The organism is Mycobacterium sp. E740 (assembly GCF_001672895.1).
In the GTDB taxonomy this organism is placed as follows: domain Bacteria; phylum Actinomycetota; class Actinomycetes; order Mycobacteriales; family Mycobacteriaceae; genus Mycobacterium.
This window is the reverse complement of record NZ_LZKP01000035.1, coordinates 18701-41207: the sequence shown is the minus strand read 5'-3', so window position 1 is coordinate 41207 and position 22507 is coordinate 18701. Positions and strand designations below refer to the sequence as shown.

The window sequence follows — 22507 nt, the reverse complement described above, 5'->3', positions numbered from 1 at the left end:
CCGTGCGGTCGGCGAGCACCGTCTCCAACGCGCGCTGGACCATCCGCTCGCTCGGGATGTCGAGCGACGACGTCGCCTCGTCGAGGATCAGCACCGCGGGGTCGGCGAGGAACGCCCGCGCGAACGCGACGAGCTGGCGCTGGCCCGCCGACAGCCGGCCGCCCCGCTTGGCGACGTCGTCGCTCGACATCCCGAGCGAGCGGATGGTCCAGCGCGCGTTGGAGACGGTGCTCGCCGACCGCACGGCGCTGGTGATCGCGCACCGGCTCTCGACGGTGCGGATCGCCGACCGGGTGCTGGTGCTCGAACACGGCCGCATCGTCGAGGACGGCACGCCCGCCGAGCTCATCGCGCGCGACGGCGGCCGCTACGCCGCATTGCACCGCGCGTGGGTCGAGTCGCTGGCCTGAGCGCCGCGCCCGGTGACGCCGGCGGCGGGACGGCTGAAGCTAGCCGGCTGAGGCCAACAGCGTTTCCAGCTTCTCGTTGGTCGTGGGCAACGTCGACGTCAGCACCGAGATGATCCGCTCGCGGGCCCGCTCGCTCACCGCCGACGCCACATGGTGCAGCACGTTGAGCCGGGCGGCGTCCATCCAGGCCATCATGTCGGGATCGGAGAACCACTGCAGCTGATTCTTATTGAACGAGTACATCATTCGCAGCCAGTCGATCGGCTCGCGGGGATAGGGCACCGGACCGCAGTACGCGTTTCGCGTCTCGTCGTCGGGATAGGCGCCCTCGACGTGCGCGATGAGCGACGCGCTGAGCGCCGGCTGGCAGGTGCGCACCGTCTGCAACGAGATGTGCTGGCCGTCGAAGACGGTCGTCGGTTCGCGATGCGCCAAACCGTCTGCGCTGCAGTCGATGTAGAGCACGGAACCGTCGACGTCGAGCACGCCGTCGTCGAGCGTCACCCGCCCCGGGTCCAGCGCCCGCACATGGCCCATGCGCACGACGTCGGTGATGCGCCGCAACTCGGTCAGCTCGGTCTGCGACAGAATCGCGCACCGGAACATCGTCGGTTCGACGGACTGGTCGATGCGCATCAGGCAGCCCTTGTCCTCGAGCAGCTCGAACAGTTCGGGAAGCGACGACGCCTCATTCACCGCGGCGATCTGGTTGGCGACGTCGGTGAGCACCGTGCCGGCGAACTTGCGGCCGGGCTGGATCGCCGCCCGGTCCAGCACCCACGATTCGCGGGGCTTGATCCACGTCAGCCGTGCCGCGTCGATGCCGTGCCGCAACAGCCACAGGCACGAGTCCATCGCGGTCTTGCCCGCCCCGACGATGACGTAGCGGTCGCGCGGCTCGCGGATCAGCGGCAGGTTGTTGGGCGGCACGCACTCCACGCCGGGCGCGACGGAGTAGGACGGCTTGCGCATCGACGGCACGATGATCTCGACGTGGCTGGTGACGACGCGGCGCGCGGTCACCGCGATGTCCTCGCCGCCGAGCGTGCGAATCCGGCCCTCGCCCAGGTATTCGCTCATCGGCAGGTAAGTCACTTGCCCGCTGGGCAGGAGCTGCTGGCGCATGACGGCGTCGAAGTACGCGCACACCTCGGCGCCGCTGGCCAGCTCGTAGAAGCCGGCGTTGAGCCCCGCGTGGTCGATGGTGTCGCTGCCTAGGCCGCGCGAGTTCACGCCGTAGTACGCCGACGGCTGGTGCAGCCGCACGAACGGGTACGCGGTGGTCCAGTGCCCGCCCGGCCGGTCGTTGCGGTCGACCATCACCACGGTGGCGTCGGTCTCGGCGACCAGCGTGTCGGTGAACGCCAGCCCCATCGCGCCCGCACCGACCACCAGATAGTCGGCCTGCAGAGTCCTCATCTATCGCACGCTAGCGAAGAACGCTGTGACGTCGTCGACGAAGAGCTCCGGTTGTTCGAAGGCTGCGAAGTGTCCGCCGCGCGGCATCGTCGTCCAGTGGGTGATGTTGTAGTGGTCCTCGCACCAGCTTCGCGGTGCGCGCAGGATCTCCTTGGGAAACGACGCGATGCCGGTGGGCAGGCGCACCGCGTCGCCGCCGCCGAAGGTGGAAAAGCTCTCCCAGTACAGCCGCGCCGACGAGGCCGCCGACGCGGTCACCCAGTAGAGCATCACGTTGTCCAGCATCTCGTCGCGATGCAGGACGTTCTCCGGGTGCCCGTCGCAGTCCGTCCAGGACCAGAACTTCTCGACGATCCAGGCCAACTGCCCGGCCGGCGAATCGACCAGGCCGTATCCCAGCGTCTGCGGCCGCGTCGACTGCTGTTTCATGTAGCCCGAATCCAGCTTGCGGTAGTACTCGAGGCGTTCGATCGCGGCCAGTTCCTCGGCGCTGAACTCGGTGACGCCCTTGGGCGGACGGCCCATCGGCATGTTGAGGTGAATGCCCACGCACGTGCCCTCATCGCGGCCGATCTGCGTCGTCACCGCGGCGCCCCAGTCCCCGCCCTGCGCGCCGTAGCGGTCGTAGCCGAGCCGGCCCATCAGCGTGTGCCACGCCGCGGCGATCCGCTCGACACCCCACCCGGTCCGCGTCGGCTTGCCCGAGAACCCGTATCCCGGCAGCGACGGGCACACCACGTCGAACCCGCGCTCGGTCAACGGCTCGATGACCTTGCCGAACTCGACGACCGAACCTGGCCAACCGTGGGTGATCAGGATGGGAAACGCGTCGGGCTGCGACGAGCGCTGGTGGATGAAGTGGATGTCGAGTCCGTCGATCTCGGTGACGAACTGGTCGAACCGGTTCAGCGCCTGTTCGCGGGCCCGCCAGTCGTACTCGTCGGCCCAGTATTCGGCCAGTTCGCGGGTGTAGGCCAGCGGGATGCCCTGGCTCCAGTCGTCGACGCATTCCGCTTCGGGCCAGCGCGTCCGGTGCAGCCGGTCCTGCAGGTCGGTGAGGTCGGCGTCGGGCACCGCGATTCGGAAGGGGCGGATCGCTGCCATGTCGGGATCCTGCCACGGGATCCGACTGCGCCCTCACTCGCATAGACCGGTCGATCAGCGGGCATAGCTAGGGCATGAGTGAGCGCTGCAGAAACAGACAGGACGGGAGTCATGATCTCCGCCGATGATGTGCGCGGGCTGCTGCGGTCCGACGAGAAGGATGCGGTGCTGGTCGTGATCGAAGGCCGCGCCGAGGTGATCGGCGCGGGCAAGCTCGCGTCGGCGGACTACCGCGGTGCCCTCGAGGTGGTGTCGCGCGACGACCTGGTGCGGCGCATCGGTGAGAGCCCGTCCGAGCGCGAGGTCGACGAGCAGGCTGCCCAGCTGGACACCGCGGTCTCCGAGCTGGGCGGCTGACTCACAGGCCGATCTGGCGGTAGCGGCGCAGCCGGGCCGACAGCCGGTCATCGGCGGGAACCGACTGCAGCGAGTGCAGTTCGCCGGCGATCACGGCCGACAGTCGCTGCGTGAACTGCGCCGGTTCGTCGGCGGCGTCGGGTAGTTCGGGTACGACGACGTCGACGATGCCGTCACGCAGCAGGTCCGCCGACCGAATGCCTTGAGCCGCAGCGAGTTCCGCGGCATGGTCGAGATCCCGGAACACGATCGCGCTGGCACCCTCGGGCGGCAGCGGAGCCAGCCAGCCGTGCAGCGCGGCCAGCACCCGGTCGGCCGGCACCATCGCCAGCGCCGGCCCGCCGCTGCCCTGGCCCAGCAGCACCGACACCGTCGGAGTGTCCAGCGTGACCAGTTCGGCCAGACAACGCGCGATCTCACCGGCCAGGCCGCCCTGTTCGGCCTCGACGGTCAACGCCGGACCGGCCGTGTCGATCACCAGCACCAGCGGCAGTTGCAGGCTCTGCGCCAACGCCATGCCTCGCCGCGCCTCGCGCAGCGCTGCCGGTCCGACCATGCCGCCCACCACCCGCTGCTGGCCCAGCACCACCGCCGGCTGACCGCCGAACCGGGCCAGCGCCAGCAGCGTCGTCGCAGCCTCGCCCTGGCCCGTTCCCGACAGCAGCACCCGATCGGTCGTCCCGTGTCGCAGCAGATAGCCGACGCCCGGGCGGTCCGGCCGCCGCGACGCCTCCACCGAGTCCCATGCCGGCACATCCGGCAGGTTGCCCAGCTCCGGTGTCGGTGGCGGCGGCCCCGGCGGATCCGCGACGACGGTCAACGTGCGGTCCAGCGTCGCGCGCAGCGCCTCGAGCGGGACGACGCCGTCGATGACGCCGTGCCGGTGCAGGTTCTCGGCGGTCTGGATGCCGTCGGGAAACGGCTCGCCGTAGAGGTGCTCGTAGACCCGGGGGCCGAGGAACCCGATCAGCGCACCCGGTTCGGCGGCGGTCACATGCCCCAACGATCCCCAGGACGCGAACACCCCGCCGGTGGTGGGATGCCGCAGATACACCAGATACGGCAGGTGCGCGCGCTTGTGCAGTTCGACCGCCGCGGCGATCTTCACCATCTGCAGGAACGCGACGGTGCCCTCCTGCATCCGCGTACCACCCGAACTGGGCGATGCCAGCAATGGCAGCCCCTCGGCCGTCGCGCGTCGCACGGCCGCGGTGATCCGCTCGGCCGCCGCGACCCCGATCGAACCCGCGAGGAAGTCGAACTCGCACAGCACCAGCGCGACACGCCGACCGAACACGGTGCCCTCACCGGTCAGCACCGACTCGTCCAGGCCGGTTCTTGCGGTCGCCGCGGCCAACTCGCGCCGGTAGCGCTCACCGGCGCCGACATCCAGCGGCGGGCCGTCCCAGCTGCGGAACGACCCGTCGTCCAGCACGGCGTCGCGCAGCGCAAGGGCACCGATCCGGCTCACCCCCGAAGGCTAGCCCTGCCGGCACCGACACGCCTCGATCGATTTGGCGCCCGAGACCGACGTTTTGGCTGGTTTCCGGCCGTCGAATCGACCATTGCGTCGGTTTCGAGAGCGGTGGCAGCGTATCGGCGGGCGCGTGCGTCCAACGAGGCTCGCTAGGCTTGCCCCCATGATTGGTGTCACCCGCGAGGGCCACGTGATGACCCTGGAGATGCAACGCTCCGAGCGGCGCAATGCGCTGAACGTCGAGCTGGTCGACGCGCTCAGGGATGCTGTCGAGAGGGCCGCCGCCGAAGACGTCCGGGCGATCGTGCTCACCGGCGCCGGCCACGTGTTCAGCGCGGGCGCCGACCTCTCCGACCCCTCGGGCCTGGCCGAGCAACTGCCCGAGAAGGCCAAGAATCTGAACATCGCCATCGACAAGGCGCCCGTGCCGGTCATCGGCGCGATCAACGGGCCCGCGATCGGAGCCGGCGTCATCCTTGCGATGATCTGCGACCTGCGCGTCGTCGCTGCCGACGCCTACTTCCAGTTCCCCGTCGCGAAATATGGTCTCGCGCTTGACAACTGGAGCATCCGGCGGCTGACGTCGCTGGTCGGTGCGGGCCGGGCCCGCGGCATGCTGCTGGCCGCCCAGCGGCTCACCGCCGACGACGCGATGCAGACCGGCATGGCCAACCGCATCGGCACGCTCGCCGACGCCCAGGCGTGGGCCGCCGAGATCGCCGGGTTCGCGCCGCTTGCGCTGCAGCACGCCAAGCGGGTGCTCAACGACGACGGCGCCTACGAGGACCCGTGGCCGGAGCACCAGGAACTGTTCGACAAGGCGTGGGCCAGCCAGGACATCGTCGAGGCGCAGGTCGCGCGCATCGAGAAGCGCCCGCCGAGGTTCCAGGGCGCCTGATGATCCGCGGAGCGCTGCGCATCGGCTTCGGCACCGCCTCTCTGCTGGCCGGCGGTTGGGTGCTGCGCGCGCTGCGGGGCGCCCCCGCGGCGCTGGGCGCCTCGCCCGCAGAGATCGAACTCGCCGCCCGGCGCTCGCCGAACTACCGCGACGGCGTGTTCGTCAACCTCGAACCGGCGTCGACGCTCAGCATCGACCACGAGCAGCAGCGGCTGCTGGTGCGCGAGCTGATCGGTTCCCGCGGCGACACGAAGCCGGGCGGCCCGATCCCGGTCGTCACCCCGTCGGCCACCGAACCCGCCTCGACGCGGCTGTCGACGTGCTGGTTCGGCCACTCGTCTGCGCTCGTCGAGGTCGACGGCTACCGGGTGCTGGCCGATCCGGTGTGGAGCCGCCGCTGCTCGCCGTCGCAGACCGTCGGGCCCGAACGCATGCACGAGGTGCCCGCCCCGCTCGAGGCGCTGGCCGCCGTCGACGCCGTGGTGATCAGCCACGACCACTACGACCACCTGGACATGGAGACGGTCATCGGGCTGGCCCGCACGCAACGCGCGCCGTTCGTGGTGCCGCTCGGCATCGGCGCACACCTGCGCAAGTGGGGCATACCGGAGAGCCGGATCGTCGAACTCGACTGGAACGAGAGCCACACCATCGGCGATCTCACCCTGGTGTGCACGCCGGCGCGGCACTTCTCCGGCCGGCTGTTCTCCCGCAACACCACGCTGTGGGCCTCGTGGGTGATCCTGGGGCCGAAGCACCGGGCGTTCTTCGGCGGCGACACCGGCTACACCAAGAGTTTCGCGCAGGTCGGCGAGGAGCACGGACCGTTCGACCTGACGCTGCTGCCGGTCGGCGCCTACCACCCCGCGTGGCCGGACATCCACATGAACCCCGAGGAAGCGGTGCGGGCCCATCTCGACGTCGCCGAGGCCGATCGCGGCCTGCTGGTGGCCGTGCACTGGGCGACTTTCCGGCTCGCCCCGCACCCGTGGGCGGAACCCGTGGAGCGGCTGCTGCGCGCCGCCGACGCGGAACATGTCCAGGTGGCGGTGCCCAAGCCGGGGCAGCGGGTCAACCCGGACGCGGCACCGCTTGTCGACCCGTGGTGGCGGCTCTGAGGCGTTACCGTTCACCTCATGAACGCACTGGCCAAGGTGGCTGCGCTGGGGTTGCTGCTGGTCGCGGGTTGCGGCGCCGAGACCGCACAGCCCGCGCAGCCCGCTGAACCCACGCCGCCGGCCGCGCAGGCCGATGTCCCGCCGCCGCTGGTGCCCGCCATGCCGCTGCCCGAGAACGCGGTGGACAACGCCGTGGCGAAGCTTGACGGCATGGCCGAGGACCTGATGAAGAAGTCGGGGATACCCGGCATGGCGGTCGCGGTGGTGCATGGCGGGAAGACGTTGTACGCCAAGGGTTTCGGTGTCAAGAACGTCGCAGCGCACGCCGATCAGCAGAACCGGGTCGACGCCGACACCGTGTTTCAGCTCGCGTCGGTGTCCAAGTCGCTGGCGTCGACGGTGGTCGCCCACCAGGTCGGAACGAACGCCGTCGACTGGGACACCCCGATCGTCTCCGAACTGCCGTGGTTCGCGCTGTCGAACCCGGTCGTCACGCCGATGGTCAGCATCGGCGACATGATGTCGCACCGCTCCGGCCTGCCCGACCACGCCGGTGACATGCTCGAGGACCTCGGCTTCGACCGCAGGCAGGTGCTCGAGCGGCTCCGCCAGCTTCCGTTGGATCCGTTCCGAATCTCGTACGCCTACACCAACTTCGGGTTCACCGCCGGTGCGGAGGCGGTCGCGGCGAACGCGGCAAAGCCGTGGGAGCTGCTCGCCGACGAGGTGCTGTTCCGGCCGCTCGGCATGGCCGCGACGAGTTACCGCTTCACCGACTATCAGGCCAGGGCCAACCGTGCCGTCGGCCACATCCACGTCGACGGCCGCTACGAACCCACCTATGTTCGGGACGCCGACGCGGAATCGCCTGCGGGCGGCGCGAGTTCGTCGGTCAACGACATGACCCGCTGGCTGGCGATGATGTTGGCCGACGGCAAGCACGACGGCAAGCAGATCGTCGACGCGAAGGCGCTGCTGCCGGCGGTCACCCCGCAGATCGTGTCGAGTCGCGCGACCGAGCCCGCGATGCGGTCGGGTTTCTACGGCTTCGGCTTCAACGTGGGGTCGACGTCGGCGGCGCGCACCGAGATCAGCCATTCCGGCGCGTTCGAGCTCGGCGCGGGAACGAATTTCGTCATCCTGCCATCGGCCGACGTCGCGATCATCGCGCTCACCAACGCCACGCCCGCCGGGGTCGCCGAGTCGTTGACCGCCCAGTTCGCCGACCTCGTGCAGTTCGGTGAGGTGCGCGAGGACTGGTACAAGCTGTACAGCGGGATCTTCGCCGAGATGGCCAAACCCGTGGGTTCGCTGGTCGGCAAGAAACCGCCCGCCAACGCCGCGCCTGCTGCACCGCCGTCGAGATACGTCGGGGTCTACCGCAACGACTACTGGGGGCCGGCCACAGTCACCGAGCGCGACGGCAAGCTGAGGCTGGGACTCGGCTCCAAGCTCGACGTGCCGCTGGACCACTGGTCCGGCGACACCTTCACGTTCTCGTTCGTCAGCGAAAACGCCCCGCCGGGAACGACTTCCACGGCGAAGTTCGACGGCGACAAGCTGACCCTGGAGTACTACGACACGTTCAAGAAGGGCACGTTCGTCAAGTGACCACCACCCGCGAGATGCAGGCTGCCGGGCTGAGCGACGCCGAAGTCGCGCAGCGCATCGCCGAGGGCAAGACCAACGACGTGCCGACCCGCGCGGCGCGCAGCGTGTCCGACATCGTGCGGGCGAACGTGTTCACCCGGATCAACGCGATCCTGGGTGTGCTGTTGGTCATCGTGCTGTCCACCGGTTCGGTGATCAACGGCGCCTTCGGCTTGCTGATCATCGCCAACAGCGGAATCGGCATCATCCAGGAGTTGCGGGCCAAGAAGACGCTCGACGAGCTCGCGATCGTCGGGCAGGCGAAACCGCTGGTGCGCAGGCGATCCGGCACCCGCGCCGTGCTGCCCCGCGAGGTCGTGCTCGACGACATCATCGAGCTCGGGCCCGGCGATCAGATCGTCGTCGACGGTGAAGTCGTCGAGCAGGCCCACCTCGAGGTCGACGAGTCGCTGCTCACCGGCGAAGCCGACCCGATCGCGAAAGGCCCTGGCGACGCTGTGATGTCGGGCAGCTTCGTCGTCGCCGGCACCGGCGCCTACCGCGCGACCAAGGTCGGCCGGGAGGCCTACGCGGCCAAGCTCGCCGACGAGGCCAGCAAGTTCACGTTGGTGAACTCCGAACTGCGCAGCGGCATCAACAAGATCCTGCAGTTCATCACCTACCTGCTGGTCCCGGCGGGCCTCCTGATCATCTACACGCAGCTGTTCACCACCGGTGCCGGCTGGCGCGAGTCGGTGCTGCGAATGGTGGGTGCGCTGGTGCCGATGGTGCCCGAAGGCCTGGTGTTGATGACGTCGATCGCGTTCGCGGTGGGCGTGATCCGGTTGGGCCGCAGGCAGTGTCTGGTCAACGAGCTGCCGGCGATCGAAGGACTGGCCCGCGTCGACGTCGTCTGTGCGGACAAGACCGGCACCCTCACCGAGAACGGAATGCGGGTGTCGGATATCAAGCGGCTCGACGAGAACGACGTCGGAAACATCCTCGCCCAGTTGGCGGCCGACGACGCCCGGCCCAACGCGAGCATGCAGGCCGTCGCCGAGGCGTACAAGATGCCGCCCGGCTGGACCGCGACAGCGGTGGCACCGTTCAAGTCGGCCACCAAGTGGAGCGGCGCCTCCTATGCCGAGCACGGCAACTGGGTGATCGGCGCGCCCGACGTCCTGCTCGAACCGGGTTCGGAGGTCGCCGAACAAGCCGAGCAGATCGGCGCTTCGGGGCTGCGCGTGCTGCTGCTCGGCGTCACCGACCTTTCCGTTGACGACCCGCACGCACCTGGTGACGTCACCCCGGCGGCGCTGGTGGTGCTGGAGCAGCGCGTGCGCCCGGATGCCCGCGACACCCTGGATTACTTTGCTTCGCAGCGGGTTTCGATCAAGGTGATCTCCGGCGACAACGCCGTCTCGGTCGGGGCGGTGGCCGGCTCGCTCGGGTTGGCCGGCGAGACGATGGACGCCCGTCGGCTTCCGGACGCGCCCGAAGACCTGGCCGACACGCTCGAGGTGTACACGACGTTCGGCCGGGTGCGCCCTGATCAGAAGCGGGCGATGGTGCACGCCCTGCAGACGCGCGGCCATACCGTCGCGATGACCGGCGACGGCGTCAACGACGTCCTTGCACTCAAGGACGCCGACATCGGCGTCGCGATGGGATCAGGCAGCTCGGCGTCGCGTGCAGTGGCTCAGATTGTGTTGCTGGACAACAGGTTCGCCACGCTGCCGTACGTCGTCGGCGAAGGCCGACGGGTGATCGGCAACATCGAACGGGTCTCGAACCTGTTTCTCACCAAGACCGTGTACTCGGTGCTGCTCGCGGTGTTCGTCGGCCTCGCCGGGCTGGCGTCGAGGTTCTTCGGCACCGACCCCCTGCTGTTCCCGTTTCAGCCCATCCACGTCACGATCGCGGCGTGGTTCACGATCGGCATTCCCGCGTTCATCCTGTCGCTGGCGCCGAACAACGAGCGCGCGCACGCGGGGTTCGTGCGGCGGGTGATGACTGCTGCGTTGCCGTCGGGCCTGGTCGTGGGCATTGCGACGTTCGCGTCGTACCTGGTCGCCTACCAGGGGCGGCAGGCCACGGCGACCGAGCAGACGCAGGCGTCGACGGCGGCATTGATCACGCTGCTGGTCGGGGCGATCTGGGTGCTCGCGGTCGTCGCGCGGCCCTACCAGTGGTGGCGGGTGGCGCTGGTCGCCGTTTCGGGTCTGGCGTATGTGGTGATCTTCTCGATCCCGCTGGCGCAGCGGGTTTTCATGCTCGACATCTCGAACCTCAAGACGACGTCGATCGCACTGGCCATCGGGGTGGCGGGCGCCGCAGCAATCGAGGTGTTCTGGTGGGCGCAGGGAGCGGTGCTGGGAGAGCACCGCCGGCTGTGGCGCGCCGAGTAAGGTTGGGCGCATGGCATTTCTCGACAAGGTGAAGAATCTGGTGGCCCGCAACGCCGACAAGGTGGACACCGCGATCGACAAGGCCGGTGATCTCGTCGACAAGAAGACGCAGGGCAAGTACGCCCAGCATGTCGACAAGGTGCAGGAAGCCGCCAAGCAGGCCGTCGACAAGAGCAATCCGCAGAACCCGCGGTAGATGGCCAAACTCTCCGTATCCGTCGACGTCCCACTGTCGCCGGAGCAGGCTTGGGCGGCCGCGTCGGACCTCGGGCGCTACAAGGAGTGGCTGAGCATCCACCGCGTGTGGCGCTCGAAGCTACCGCAGACCTTGGAGAAGGGCACGACGCTCGGGTCCATCGTCGAGGTCAAGGGTATGCCGAACCGGATCAGGTGGACCATCGTCCACTACCGCCCGCCGGAAGCCATGACGCTCAACGGCGACGGTGTGGGCGGTGTCAAGGTGAAGTTGATCGGCAAGGTCAAGCCGTCGGGTGACGGGTCGACGGTCACGTTCGACGTGCACCTGGGCGGTCCCGCGCTGTTCGGCCCGATCGGCATGGTGGTGGCGGGCGCGCTCAAGGGCGACATCCGCGAGTCGCTGAACCGGTTCAAGAGCGTGTTCGCGCCGGCGGCTTGACCTGCTGTGGTTCGACCACGCGGTCCCGCGAAGGGAATCGGCGGCCCGAAATAACGCGCTCCGGCGCCCGTCTCACCGGTGATACACTGTCGTCATGGAAGCGGTGACGGTCCGGGATCTGCGCAACAGCGGAGGAGAAGTGCTGCGTCGCGTGGAGCGTGGGGAATCGATCGTGGTGACACGTGACGGCACACCTGTGGCCGAACTCCGGCCCTTACCCCGCCCCAGTGTGAGCCCGACTGAACTCATTCGTCGCCGCAGGAATTTTCCGCGGGTGAACCCGGACGCCCTCAGGCGCGACATTGACAACCTGATCGATCAGTCGCTGTGACAACAGCACCACGCCGGGGGATGCTCGACACCTCCACGGTGATTCTGCTGGGTGAAATAGCCGATGCAACAGAGCTTCCCGACGAGTCGATGATAAGCGCGATAACACTGGCCGAACTATCCGTAGGTCCGCATGTCGCGCATGACGATGCTGAGCGCAGCGCCCGCCAGCAGCACTTGCAGCAGGCGGAGGCGGACTTCAGCGTTGTTCCATTCGATGGTGAGTGCGCGCGGGCTTTTGGCGGGGTCGCTGCGGCGCTGCGCGCATCGGGTCGCAAGCCGGCGGCCCGCGCCTACGACGCGCTTATCGCAGCGAGCGCAATCGCGCGCGCGGTGCCGCTATACACCTGCAATCCCGACGACTTCGCAGGAATCCCACGGTTGGAGCTTCACGCAGTCACCCACCCACATCGCCGATAACGGCACAACGCCGCGTTAGGAAAGTCGCGCCCGCAGTTCGCGTTTGAGCACCTTGCCGTAGCTGTTCTTCGGCAGCTCGTCGATGAACTCATAGCGCTTCGGCCGCTTGAACCGCGCGATGCGCTCGAGCAGATGGGCGTCCAACTCAACGGCCGACACGTCACCGACGATGAACGCCACCACCACCTCGCCCCACTCCTCGTCGGGCGCGCCGACGACGCCGGCCTCGGTTACGCCGGGATGCTCGAGCAGGACTTCCTCGACCTCGCGTGGATAGATGTTGCTGCCGCCGCTGATCACCACGTCCTTGGACCGGTCGCGCAGGGTGAGGAATCCGCGGTCGTCGAACGATCCCATGTCGCCGGTGCGTAGCCAGCCGTCCTGCAGCGTGGCGGCCGTCGCCTCGGGGTTGTTCCAATAGCCGGACATGACAACGTCTCCGCGGCAGACGATTTCGCCGATCTCACCGGTCGTCGCCGGTGTTCCGTCCGCCCGCAGCACCGCCACGTCCACGCCGGAGCGCGCATAACCGACGGATCCGAGCACCGCATCGTCGGCGTCGAGGTGGTCGCGCCGGCGCAGGCCGGTGATTGTCATCGGCGCTTCCCCCTGGCCGTACAGCTGCACGAAGATCGGGCCGAACGCGGCCATCGCCTTCTTCAGGCTCTCGACGTACATGGGCCCGCCACCGTAGACGACCGTGCGCAGGTTGGCCGGACAGGATCGCCCGGTCTGCACCAGGCGCTGCACCATGGTCGGCGCCAGGAACGCGCTGCAGCCCGGATGATGCTCGCACAGATCCAGGAACTCGTCGGGTTCGAACGCCCCGGACTCCGGAATCACCTGACGCGCCGCACGCAGCACGTAGGGCGGGATGTACAGCCCCGAGCCGTGTGACATCGGCGCCCCGTGCACCAGGCTGCAGTCTTCGTCGGGGGAGTCGAAGTCGGCCAGGTGCGAGACGGTCATCGCCATCAGGTTGCGGTGTGACAACATCGCGCCCTTCGACTTCCCGGTGGTCCCGCTGGTGTAGAACAACCATGCCAGCTTCGCGGGGTCGGTCGATGGTGGCGTCAGAGCCGCTGCGGCCAACCGGCTTTCGTAACTGTCGGAGCCGATGACGTCGATCGGCACGGTGGTTTCCGGTTCGAGTTCCGACGCGATCTTCGGTGACGTGAACACCTGCGCGCCGCCCGAATCCTCGAGGATCTGCACCATCTCGCGGGGATGCAGCTTGTAGTTGATCGGCACGTAGACGCACTCGGCCGCCCACACCGCGAACATTAGCTCGATGATCTCCGGCCGGTTCTCGCTCGCGACGGCTATCCGGGTGCCGGGCTCGCCGAGCGAGGCGGCCAACCGCAGGGACCGCTCGCGCAGCTGCACCCACGTATGCAGTTGCCGATCACCGTGATACACCGCCCCTCGGTCACCGAATCGGCTGGCCGCCTGGTCGAGCAGCGCGAACAGGTTCACTGCCGTGCCACCCACTCGGAGTTCAGCGCGAACTCCGACAGGTACTTCGTCGAGCTCCATCCGCCGTCGACCACGATTGTCTGCCCGTTGATGAAACCGGCGCCGTCCGAACAGAGGAACGCCACGGTGCTGGCGATGTCATCGACCTCACCGAGGCGCGGATACGGCGTCATTTCGGTGTTGATCTTGCGGAAGCGCTCGTCTTCCAGGCGCGTCGCGACCATCGGGGTCAGCGTGACGCCCGGCGCGACCGCGTTGCACCGAATGCCCTGCGGCCCATACTGACACGCGATGTGCGCCGTGAGCGACGTCAAGCCACCCTTGGCCGCCGAGTATGCCCCGCCGCGCAGACCGCCGACCACCGCGAACGTCGAAGTCACGTTGACTATCGCCGAACCCGGTTGCATGTGCACAATCACGTCGCGCGCCAACCGGAACGGCGCGCGCAACATCAGACCCAGGAAGTAGTCCAGCGATTCGTCGTCGGTCTCGTGCAACGGCTTAGGGCTGCCGACGCCCGCATTGTTGACCAGAAAGTCGATGCGGCCCCACCGGTCCAGCGCCGCCTGCACGATCCGCTGCGGCGCGTCGTCGGCGGTCAGGTCGACGGCGACCGTCGCGACGCGTTCTGGATCGCCGACCGCATCCGCAAGAGCGGCGAGCCGCGACTCGTCACGACCGGTGCCGAGCACCGCCATCCCCGCCTCGGCGAGCTTTGTCGCACAACCGAACCCGATACCGCTGCTCGCGCCCGTCACGATCGCTACCTGCATGTCAGCTCCGCTCGAATCGCATGCTTCAATACCTTCCCGGCGTCGTTCTTCGGCAACGCGTCCCAAACCTCCACCTGCTCGGGCGCTTTGAACCGCGCGACGCCGTGGTCGGCCAGCAGCGCGCGCATGGCCGCCACGTCCGGCGGAGGCTGGTCGCCTGCCACGACGACGGCGCAGGCCCGCTCACCCGTGCGTTCGTCGGGCAGCCCGACGATCGCAATCTCGGCGATACCCGGATGGCCGATGAGGACGTCCTCGACCTCCTTGGGTGAGATGTTCTCGCCGTTGCGGATGATGATGTCCTTGGCCCGGCCGGTGACGACGAGATAGCCGTCGTCCACCCAGCGGCCGAGATCGCCGGTGCGGAAGTAGCCCTCGGCGTCGAATGCTGCGGTCTCGTCGTCGGGGTGCAGGTAGCCGACGAGCATCTGCGGGCCGCGTGCGCGGATCTCGCCGTCGACCAGCCGCACGTCGGCGATGCCCGGCCTGCCATCGGTGTCGGCCGCATGGTCCGCGTCGTCCAGCGCGCCGACGGTGGTGACGGGCACCTCGGTCGACCCGTAGACGCGCGATACCGCAGCGCCCTCGAAATAGGCGGTGGCGGTGCGGATCAGCGACGGTGGTACGGACGCCCCCCCGCAGATGAACACCTTCAGGTCGGGTAGCCGGGTGCCGGCCCGTTGAGCAGCCGCGAGCAGGCCGTCGAGGAACGGCGTCGCCCCGGCCATGTGGGTGACGCGCTCGGTGAGCATCAACTCGACGGCGGCGTCGGGGTCCCAGCGTTCCATCAGCACGGCGGTGCTGCCCAGCAGCAGCGGACACTCGAACGCGTAGATCGACCCGCCGATGTGCGCGATCGGTGAGGGCACCAGGAAGGTGTCACCATCGGCGACCCGCCACTGCGCGCCGATCTGCCGGATCAGCGCATGTATCGAATTGTGGCTGTGCAGCACGCCTTTCGGGCGCCCCGTGGTACCCGAGGTGTAGAGGATCATTCGCACGGTGTCGGCGTCGAGCACCGGCAACACGGCGGTGCCCTGATCGCACAGCAGCGATCCGTACGGGGTGTGCTCGCCGGCATCGCCGCGAACCACGACCACCTCCGGCGGACCGCCCATTGCGGCAGTCACCCGGCCGAGCATCGCGACGTAGTCGTGGTCCCGCCACCTCGACGGCACGAAGATCGCCCGGCAGTCCGCGTCGGCCAGGATGAACGAGAGTTCGCGTTCCCGCAGCGAGGGGAGAATCGGGTTGACCACCATGCCCGCCAACGTCGCACCGAGGTAGACGACCGCCGCCTCGTGCCAGTTCGGCAGCATGAACGACACCACGCTGCCCGCCGGCATCCGTGACATCAGGGTCTGCGCCAGCGTCACCGCCTGGTCGTGTAGCTGAGCGCAGGTCAGCCGGATGTCGCCGTCCACCAACAGGATTCGATCCGGAGTGGACGCGGCGGTGTCACGTAGCGAGTCGGCCAGCGTCTCGTGCACCCACAGCCCGCGCCGGTAGGCGTCGGCGCTGCGCTTCTCGTCGACCCGCACCGGTCAGCCTTTGATCCGGCGCATCGTCATCGAGTGCCGGTACCGCGACGACGGGTGCGTGTTGATCGTGACCTGCGCGACCTCGCCGTCGGAAGTGGTGTAGGTCCTGCGCATCTCGAGCGCCGCGCTGCCGGGGTTGACCTTGAGCGCGTCGGCGAGTTCCGCCGTGACCGTCACGGCCGCCATCTCCTGATGCACTTCGACGATGCTCACACCGAACAGATCCTCGATCAAGGGAAAGATCGGGCCGGAGTGCCGCTGCAGGAGGCGCCCGACCGCTGCGAACGCGCGGTTGATGTAGTACTCCGTCGTGCAGACCGGTGCTTCGCTGCCGTCGGGCTGCCGCCGCCCACGCACCGCCAGCCATTGCGATCCGGCGGCAAGCCCGGTGCGGGCGGCCAGTTCGTCGTCGACGGTGACCATCGCGTTCGATTCGATCGTCAACTGCGCGCCTGCCGCGAACGCGAGCAGGTCGTTGATCGAAACCACGTCCTGGGCATAGGAGTTCGACGCGGCGCGCGGAACCACCAGCGTCCCGGCGCGGGGTCGCGACGCGACGAGGTTGTCCTCGCGCAGCCGTCGCAGCGCCTCGCGAATGGTGTACCTGCTGACCGCGAACCGTTCGCACAGCTGCTGTTCGGTGGGCAGCTGCGAGCCCACCGGGTAGATGCCGTCGACGATCTCCTTGCGCAGCGTGCGCGCCACCTGCAGGTAGCGATGGTCGGTGCTGGTCGTCATGTGCGCCGCAGCGCCAGCACGCTGCCCTCACCGTCGGCCGACACGTAGAGGGTGCCGTCGGCGGCGACGGCGATACCCGCGAACGGGCCCTGCGGCCCGGAGAACGGCGGCATTCCCCGCAGCGGCTTGGGCTCCACACCCGGAGGCGGGCCGACCGGTAGGCGCGACGCGATCGTCGTGCGAGCGCCGGTGTTCAGGTCGATCGCGAGGACTTCCTTGGCGCCGGCGTCGACGACGTAAAGCTGGTTGCCGGCGACCGCGATGCCCTGCGGTCGCTGCAGACCGTCGACCACCGTCTCCGTCGTACCGCCCACCGCGACCACCCGCCCGGCCCCCGACTCGGCGACCAAGGGGCGCCCGGCGGCGTCGAACGCGACGCCGACCGGCTCCTGCAGGCCCGCGGCGAGCACCTCGGCGGCGCCTGAGCGCAACGAATGCACCCGGCCGGTCCCCAGTTCGGCGAACACGATCTGCTCATCAGGGCCGATGGCAACTCCGTAGAGCTGGTCGAAGCCGTCTGCCAGGTAGTCGGTTTCACCGGCGCCGGGACGATAGCGCGCGACCTGCCCGCCCGAGGTGGTGACCACGAACTCGCCAGTGCCCGCAGGCGCCAGGCCGCGCAGGAAGCCGGGATAGCCGGGGGAGAAGAGCATCCCGACCGTCTGCAGCGACCCGTCGCCGCCGGCGCGGTAGAAGTAGGTACCGTCGGCGACGTAGAGTTCGCCGTCGCTCACCGCGAGATCCAACGGCCAGTTCAGGCCGCCGGCAAGCAGTGCGCGCGTCTCGCCGCCGCCGAGTATCTCGGTGATCTCACCGGTGAAGTTCGAGACGAAGAGCCGCCCGTCGGCGAACGTGAGGTTGTCGAGCCCCGGGTTGAGCTGGGCCAGAACGGTTTTCTCGCCGCTGCGCGGATCGATGCGCAGCACCTGACCGGTCGCCACCTGGGTGGACACCAGGAAGCCCGCTGCGTCGAACTTCACCGCGTCGGGCACGCCGAGGTCGGTGGCGACCCGCTGCGGTTCACCGTGCTTGTCTGGGTCGGGGTCGATACGCCAGATCTCGTTCGCCGTCATCAGCGGGTAGTAGAGCAATCCGTCGGGACCGACCTCCATCGCATTCGGCGACGGAAGACCCTCCAGCAGAACGCGTTCCGCACCGCTGCCGCGATCGAGCTCCATCAACCGTCCGCCGTCGCGGCACTCGTTGACGAACAGCCGGTCCTGGTGCACGGTGATGCCGTTCGCGCACGGCAGGTCGTCGCGCAGCACCCGGGTGCCGCCCCCGGCGTCGCGGACGCTGACCCGCCCGTCCATCACCTCGGTCGCGTACAGGTTGCCGCCGGAATCGAAGGCGACGTCGTCGGGCGCCACGATGTCGCCGCCCTTGGCGCTGACGGTGTGCAACTCACCGGTTCCGAGGTCGAGCGCGCTGATCTGGCTGCCCGTCACCTGGGCGACGTAGATGCGCCCATCGGCGCCCGTGCGCAGACCGTTGGCGCCGAACAGCCGACTTGGCGCGGTGAGCCTCTCCAGCCGCCAGCCCTCGGCGAGCGCCGGCTCCGACACCGGATAGCGGCTTGGCAGGGACCCCGTCGCAGACTGCGTCATGAGCTGGCACGTTATCAAGGCTCACTGGTCCAGACAATAGGGACTATAAGGACGCGCCCTGCCCTTGACGAGCTGATTCCCCCTGCGCAATAGTGTTCTGCAACATGGAGAGCAGCATTCGTTGTCCGGACAAATGGTATGGGTGACCTTCTGAGCCTGGCCGGCCGCATCGTCGTCGTTTCTGGCGCGGGTGGCGGCGGCATCGGCACCACGGTGACCCGGATGGCCGCGGAGGCCGGGGCCACCGTCGTCGCCGTGAGCCGGTCGAAGGCCAATCTCGACGAACACGTCGCACCGCTGGCCGACCGGGGGCTGCCAGTCGTCGCCGTGGCCGCCGACGCGTCCACCGACGACGGCATCGCGACCGTGATCGAACACGTCCGGCACGCCGACGGCGACCTCCATGGCCTGGTGAACATCGCCGGCGGGGCCGCGCCGGCGACGTGGATGCCCGCCACGCGGGTGACGCGCGACGACTGGCGGGCCCTGTTCACGGCGAACCTGGAGACCGCGTTCTTCATGAGCCAGGCCGTGGCCCGGGAACTGCGCGCACAGGGCCTGCCGGGATCGATCGTGTCGGTCTCGTCGATCAGCGGGATGAACACCGCACCGTTTCACATCGCGTACGGAACCGCGAAGGCGGCGGTCGCCGCGATGACGCGCACCATGGCGGTCGAACTGGCACAGGACAACATCCGGGTCAACGCGGTGGCGCCCGGGGTCACCGAGACGGCCGCGTCGCGCACCTACGTCGACGAAGATCCCGACCGCGACCGAACCGCGATCGCGATGGGACGGCGCGGCACGCCCGAGGAGCAGGCCGGGGCGATTCTGTTCCTGCTGTCCGATCTGTCGAGCTACATCACCGGGCAGACGCTTCTCGTCGACGGCGGCCTGAATTTGAAGTGGACGCACCTCGGCGCCGACAACACCTCGCTGTTCCTCAAGGACGAGACCTTTCGCACCGCGATCAAGGAGATGTGATGACCGATACCGAACCTGCGGTGACCGAGGAACTCTCGGAACCGGTCACCGTTGGCGTCGAGGCCTACATCTCCGAGACCTACGCCCGCGCCGAACGGGACAAGCTGTGGCGCAAGGTGTGGCAGCAGGTCGGCCGCGTCGAGGAGCTGCCGGAGGTCGGCAGCTATCTGACCTACGACATCCTCGACGACTCGATCATCGTCGTACGAACCGGTCCTGACGAGTTTGCGGCACATCACAACGTGTGCATGCACCGCGGCCGGCGCCTCGTCGACACCCCCGACGGTGCGAAGAACGCCGTCGGGCGGGCACGCAAGTCGTTCGTCTGCGGATTCCACGGCTGGACATACGGTTTGGACGGTGCCTGTACGCACATCCGCGAACAGGACGACTGGAAGGGTGCGCTCACGCCGCAGAACACCCACCTCGTCCCGGTTCAGGTCGACACCTGGGGCGGTTGGCTGTTCGTCAACATGGACCCCGACTGCGAGCCGCTGGCCGACTTCCTGTTCCCGGCCGCCAAGATCCTCGACCCGTTCGGACTGGAGAACATGCGCTACAAGTGGCGCAAGTGGCTGTATTTCGACTGCAACTGGAAAGTCGCGATGGAGGCGTTCAACGAGACCTACCACGTCTTCACCACGCATCCGGAGTTCAACAAGTTCGGCGAGTTCAAGGGCTGGGCGAAAGCGCAAGGGCGGCACAGCAACATCGGCTACGACGCGCCCAAGGGTCTGGACGAGACGAAGTCGAAGATCCGCCTGGGCATCGGCGATCCGCGCATCTCCACCGCCGAGATGCAGGTCTACACAATGGAAGAGACGAACGCCACCACCACCCAGACGCTGGTGAACGCCGCCAAGCGGCTGGTGGACGAACTGCCCGAGGGCACTCCCGCCGACGAGGTGCTGCAGCACTGGCTGGCCTCGGCGCGCCGCGACGACGAAGCCCGCGGCGTGGTCTGGCCGACGATTCCGTCCGACATCCTCGGCCAGAGCGGCACCGCGTGGCAGATCTTCCCGAACTTCCAGATCGGCCAGGGGCTGACCAGCGCGCTGTGCTACAGCGCCAGGCCGCATCCGAGCTACGACCCGAACAAGTGCATCTTCGAGGTCGCGACCTACGAGCTGTACCCGAAAGACCAAGCGCCGCTGACCGAATGGCAGTACACGCCGAAGGAAAGCCCGAACTGGCTGTCGGTGCTGCCCCAGGACTTCTCGAACATGGCCGCGGTCCAGCAGGGCATGAAGTCACTCGGATTTCCGGGCACCAAACCGAACCCGTACCGCGAACGCAGCACCGTGAACCTGCACTATCAACTGTCCAAGTACATGGGCACCGGCGAACCCCAGGAGCTTTGATGACGGCACTTGACCACACATGCGGGCCGACGGACACGCCCAGCGACATCGACATCGACGCGCTGCGCGAGAAGTACGCCCAGGAGCGGGCCAAGCGCCTGCGCCCCGAGGGCTCCAAGCAGTACGTCGAGTTGTCCGACGACTTCGCCGGCTACTACGAGGTCGACCCGTACACCCCGGTCGCACCGCGTGACCCGATCACCGAGGACATCGACGTCGCGGTGCTCGGCGGCGGCTTCGGCGGACTGCTCTCGGCGGCCCAGCTGAAGAAGGCCGGCGTCGAGGACGTCCGCATCATCGAACTGGGCGGCGACTTCGGCGGTGTGTGGTACTGGAACCGCTATCCGGGCATCCAGTGCGACAACGAGTCCTATTGTTACGTGCCGCTTCTCGAAGAGCTGGACTACATTCCGAGCAAGAAGTTCGCCGACGGTCAGGAGATCTACGAGCACTGCCGGCGCATCGGCAAGCACTTCGGTCTGTACGACTCGGCGATCTTCTCCACCCAGGTTCGCGAGATGCGCTGGGACGACGAGATCAAGCGCTGGCGCATTGCGACGAACCGGGGTGACGACATCCGCGCCCGGTTCGTCGTACTGGCGTCGGGGCCGTTCCACCGGCCGAAGCTGCCCGGCATCCCGGGAATGAAGGACTTCACGGGGCACAGCTTCCACTCGTCGCGATGGGACTACGACTACACCGGCGGTGACGCCACCGGCGGCATGCACAAGCTCGCCGACAAGCGCGTCGCGATCGTCGGCACCGGCGCCACCAGCATCCAGGTCGTGCCGTTCCTGGCCCGAGACGCCAAGCACCTGTTCGTTTTCCAACGCACCCCGTCGTCGATCGACGTGCGTAACAACGCGCCCACCGACCCGGAATGGGTCAAGACGCTGCAGCCCGGCTGGCAGGCCGAACGGCAGCGCAACTTCCACTCCTGGACGTTCGAGGGCATGGCGCTCGGGCAGCCGGATCTGGTGTGCGACTTCTGGACCGAGCTCGGCCGCAACACTGCGGCTCGGGTGCTGGCGCTGGAGGACCCGGCCTCGCTGACACCCGAACAGTTCATGGCGATCCGTGAAGAAGAGGACTACAAGATCATGGAGCGGCTGCGCCGCCGCATCGCCGAGATCGTCGAGGACTCCGACACCGCAGAGGCGCTCAAGCCCTACTACCGCTTCCTGTGCAAGCGGCCGCTGTCCAACGACGAGTACCTGCCGACGTTCAACCGGGACAACGTCACGTTGGTCGACGTGTCCGATTCCCAAGGCGTCGAACGGATCACCGAGAAAGGGCTGATCGCAGGCGGCAAGGAATACGAGGTCGACTGCATCATCTACGCCAGCGGTTTCGAGATCACGACCGAGATCAGCAGGCGCTACTCGATCGACGCGATCGACGGCCGCGACGGCGTGTCGCTCTACGATTACTGGCGCGACGGCTACAAGACCCTGCACGGGATGACCAGCCGCGGCTTTCCCAACCAGTTCTTCACCGGCTTCACCCAGGTCGGCATCTCGGCCAACATCGCGGCCAACTACGAACTGCAGGGCGAGCACATCGCCTACATCATCGCCGAGGCGCTCAAGCGGGGGGCGACGGTCGTCGAGCCGACGCCGGAAGCCCAGGAGCAGTGGTGCCAGACCATCCGCGAATCCGCGATCGACAACTCGGCTTTCGACGCGTCCTGCACGCCGGGCTACTACAACAACGAGGGCGGTGGCGGCGGGGAGGGCATCCGCTCGCATCTCGGCGAGCCCTACGGGCCGGGCTTCTACGCGTTCGGAGATCTGCTCGAACAGTGGCGCGACAAGGGCGATCTCGATGGCCTGGAGTTGAGGACGTGATCCCTTCCTCCC

The 22507-nt window shown here is 68.1% G+C and carries 22 protein-coding genes; 13 read left to right on the top strand and 9 right to left on the bottom strand.

Features of this window, described 5'->3' with window-relative positions; genetic code table 11:
* On the bottom strand, positions 1-190 hold a 190-nt coding region (locus A5663_RS23245; protein ID WP_369816585.1), incomplete at its 3' end, for an ATP-binding cassette domain-containing protein.
* Between the two features lie 13 nt (positions 191-203).
* On the opposite strand from A5663_RS23245, the gene A5663_RS23240 reads away from it, so the two are divergent.
* Positions 204-410, top strand: coding sequence for a hypothetical protein (locus A5663_RS23240; RefSeq protein WP_068143918.1), 207 nt, complete (start codon positions 204-206; stop codon positions 408-410).
* 39 nt (positions 411-449) lie between these two features.
* Here A5663_RS23240 and A5663_RS03470 read toward each other — a convergent pair whose 3' ends face one another.
* Both A5663_RS03470 and A5663_RS03465 read right to left on the bottom strand, forming a co-directional pair.
* Entirely contained in the window at positions 450-1829 is a 1380-nt protein-coding gene (locus tag A5663_RS03470; RefSeq protein ID WP_068143916.1) for an NAD(P)-binding protein, read from the bottom strand.
* Positions 1830-2933: an epoxide hydrolase family protein gene (locus A5663_RS03465; RefSeq protein WP_068143914.1), complete on the bottom strand. Its 1104-nt coding sequence runs from the start codon at positions 2931-2933 to the stop codon at positions 1830-1832.
* Positions 2934-3044: 111 nt separating this feature from the next.
* Between A5663_RS03465 and A5663_RS03460 the strand changes: the two genes are divergently transcribed.
* A complete protein-coding gene (locus A5663_RS03460) occupies positions 3045-3290 on the top strand; it encodes a hypothetical protein (protein WP_068143911.1) in 246 nt (81 codons plus the stop codon).
* Between the two features lies 1 nt (position 3291).
* Here A5663_RS03460 and A5663_RS03455 read toward each other — a convergent pair whose 3' ends face one another.
* Positions 3292-4761 (bottom strand): carboxyl transferase domain-containing protein, encoded by a 1470-nt coding sequence (locus A5663_RS03455; protein WP_068143909.1) that lies wholly within the window; start codon positions 4759-4761, stop codon positions 3292-3294.
* A gap of 169 nt (positions 4762-4930) precedes the next feature.
* Here A5663_RS03455 and A5663_RS03450 point away from each other — a divergent pair, with 169 nt between their 5' ends.
* The 8 genes from A5663_RS03450 (at position 4931) to A5663_RS03420 (ending at position 12168) form a co-directional block, all read left to right on the top strand.
* Positions 4931-5665 (top strand): enoyl-CoA hydratase, encoded by a 735-nt coding sequence (locus A5663_RS03450; protein WP_068143907.1) that lies wholly within the window; start codon positions 4931-4933, stop codon positions 5663-5665.
* Positions 5665-6783 carry an MBL fold metallo-hydrolase gene (locus A5663_RS03445; protein ID WP_068143905.1) on the top strand — a complete coding sequence of 373 codons (1119 nt, stop codon included), beginning with the start codon at positions 5665-5667 and terminating at the stop codon, positions 6781-6783. The genes A5663_RS03450 and A5663_RS03445 overlap by 1 nt, the downstream gene beginning before the upstream one ends.
* 18 nt (positions 6784-6801) lie before the next feature.
* Positions 6802-8394 (top strand): serine hydrolase, encoded by a 1593-nt coding sequence (locus tag A5663_RS03440; protein ID WP_068143903.1) that lies wholly within the window; start codon positions 6802-6804, stop codon positions 8392-8394.
* Positions 8395-8408: 14 nt separating this feature from the next.
* Positions 8409-10781, top strand: coding sequence for a cation-translocating P-type ATPase (locus tag A5663_RS03435; RefSeq protein ID WP_197503278.1), 2373 nt, complete (start codon positions 8409-8411; stop codon positions 10779-10781).
* Positions 10782-10791: 10 nt separating this feature from the next.
* The gene (locus A5663_RS03430; RefSeq protein ID WP_068143899.1) at positions 10792-10977 is read left to right on the top strand and encodes an antitoxin; all 186 of its coding nucleotides are present in this window, start codon (positions 10792-10794) and stop codon (positions 10975-10977) included.
* Positions 10978-11418 (top strand): SRPBCC family protein, encoded by a 441-nt coding sequence (locus A5663_RS03425; RefSeq protein ID WP_068143897.1) that lies wholly within the window; start codon positions 10978-10980, stop codon positions 11416-11418. It abuts the gene before it with no gap.
* 94 nt (positions 11419-11512) lie between these two features.
* Positions 11513-11749: a type II toxin-antitoxin system Phd/YefM family antitoxin gene (locus A5663_RS22455; protein ID WP_082973911.1), complete on the top strand. Its 237-nt coding sequence runs from the start codon at positions 11513-11515 to the stop codon at positions 11747-11749.
* Positions 11750-11769: 20 nt separating this feature from the next.
* Complete coding sequence (locus A5663_RS03420; RefSeq protein ID WP_068143895.1) at positions 11770-12168, top strand: type II toxin-antitoxin system VapC family toxin; 399 nt, start codon at positions 11770-11772, stop codon at positions 12166-12168.
* 15 nt (positions 12169-12183) lie between these two features.
* Here the strand turns inward: A5663_RS03420 and A5663_RS03415 are convergent, their stop codons facing one another.
* The 5 genes from A5663_RS03415 to A5663_RS03395 are packed head-to-tail and all read right to left on the bottom strand — an operon-like array spanning position 12184 to position 18303.
* A complete protein-coding gene (locus A5663_RS03415) occupies positions 12184-13644 on the bottom strand; it encodes a long-chain fatty acid--CoA ligase (RefSeq protein ID WP_068143924.1) in 1461 nt (486 codons plus the stop codon).
* On the bottom strand, positions 13641-14417 hold the full coding sequence (locus A5663_RS03410; protein ID WP_068143893.1) for an SDR family NAD(P)-dependent oxidoreductase: 777 nt from the start codon (positions 14415-14417) through the stop codon (positions 13641-13643). Before A5663_RS03410 ends, A5663_RS03415 begins: the two co-directional genes overlap by 4 nt.
* Positions 14408-15958, bottom strand: a complete 1551-nt coding sequence (locus A5663_RS03405; protein ID WP_068143891.1) for an AMP-binding protein — start codon at positions 15956-15958, stop codon at positions 14408-14410. The genes A5663_RS03410 and A5663_RS03405 overlap by 10 nt, the downstream gene beginning before the upstream one ends.
* Positions 15959-15961: 3 nt before the next feature.
* Positions 15962-16696, bottom strand: coding sequence for a GntR family transcriptional regulator (locus A5663_RS03400; protein ID WP_068143889.1), 735 nt, complete (start codon positions 16694-16696; stop codon positions 15962-15964).
* The gene (locus A5663_RS03395) at positions 16693-18303 is read right to left on the bottom strand and encodes an SMP-30/gluconolactonase/LRE family protein (RefSeq protein WP_068143887.1); all 1611 of its coding nucleotides are present in this window, start codon (positions 18301-18303) and stop codon (positions 16693-16695) included. Before A5663_RS03395 ends, A5663_RS03400 begins: the two co-directional genes overlap by 4 nt.
* A 138-nt stretch (positions 18304-18441) precedes the next feature.
* On the opposite strand from A5663_RS03395, the gene A5663_RS03390 reads away from it, so the two are divergent.
* Genes A5663_RS03390 through A5663_RS03380 form a run of 3 tightly spaced genes read left to right on the top strand, consistent with a single transcriptional unit; the run spans position 18442 to position 22495 of the window.
* On the top strand, positions 18442-19287 hold the full coding sequence (locus tag A5663_RS03390; RefSeq protein WP_068143886.1) for an SDR family NAD(P)-dependent oxidoreductase: 846 nt from the start codon (positions 18442-18444) through the stop codon (positions 19285-19287).
* Positions 19287-20648 (top strand): SRPBCC family protein, encoded by a 1362-nt coding sequence (locus tag A5663_RS03385; protein WP_068143884.1) that lies wholly within the window; start codon positions 19287-19289, stop codon positions 20646-20648. Before A5663_RS03390 ends, A5663_RS03385 begins: the two co-directional genes overlap by 1 nt.
* Complete coding sequence (locus A5663_RS03380; RefSeq protein ID WP_068143881.1) at positions 20648-22495, top strand: NAD(P)/FAD-dependent oxidoreductase; 1848 nt, start codon at positions 20648-20650, stop codon at positions 22493-22495. The genes A5663_RS03385 and A5663_RS03380 overlap by 1 nt, the downstream gene beginning before the upstream one ends.
* Positions 22496-22507 lie beyond the last annotated feature (12 nt).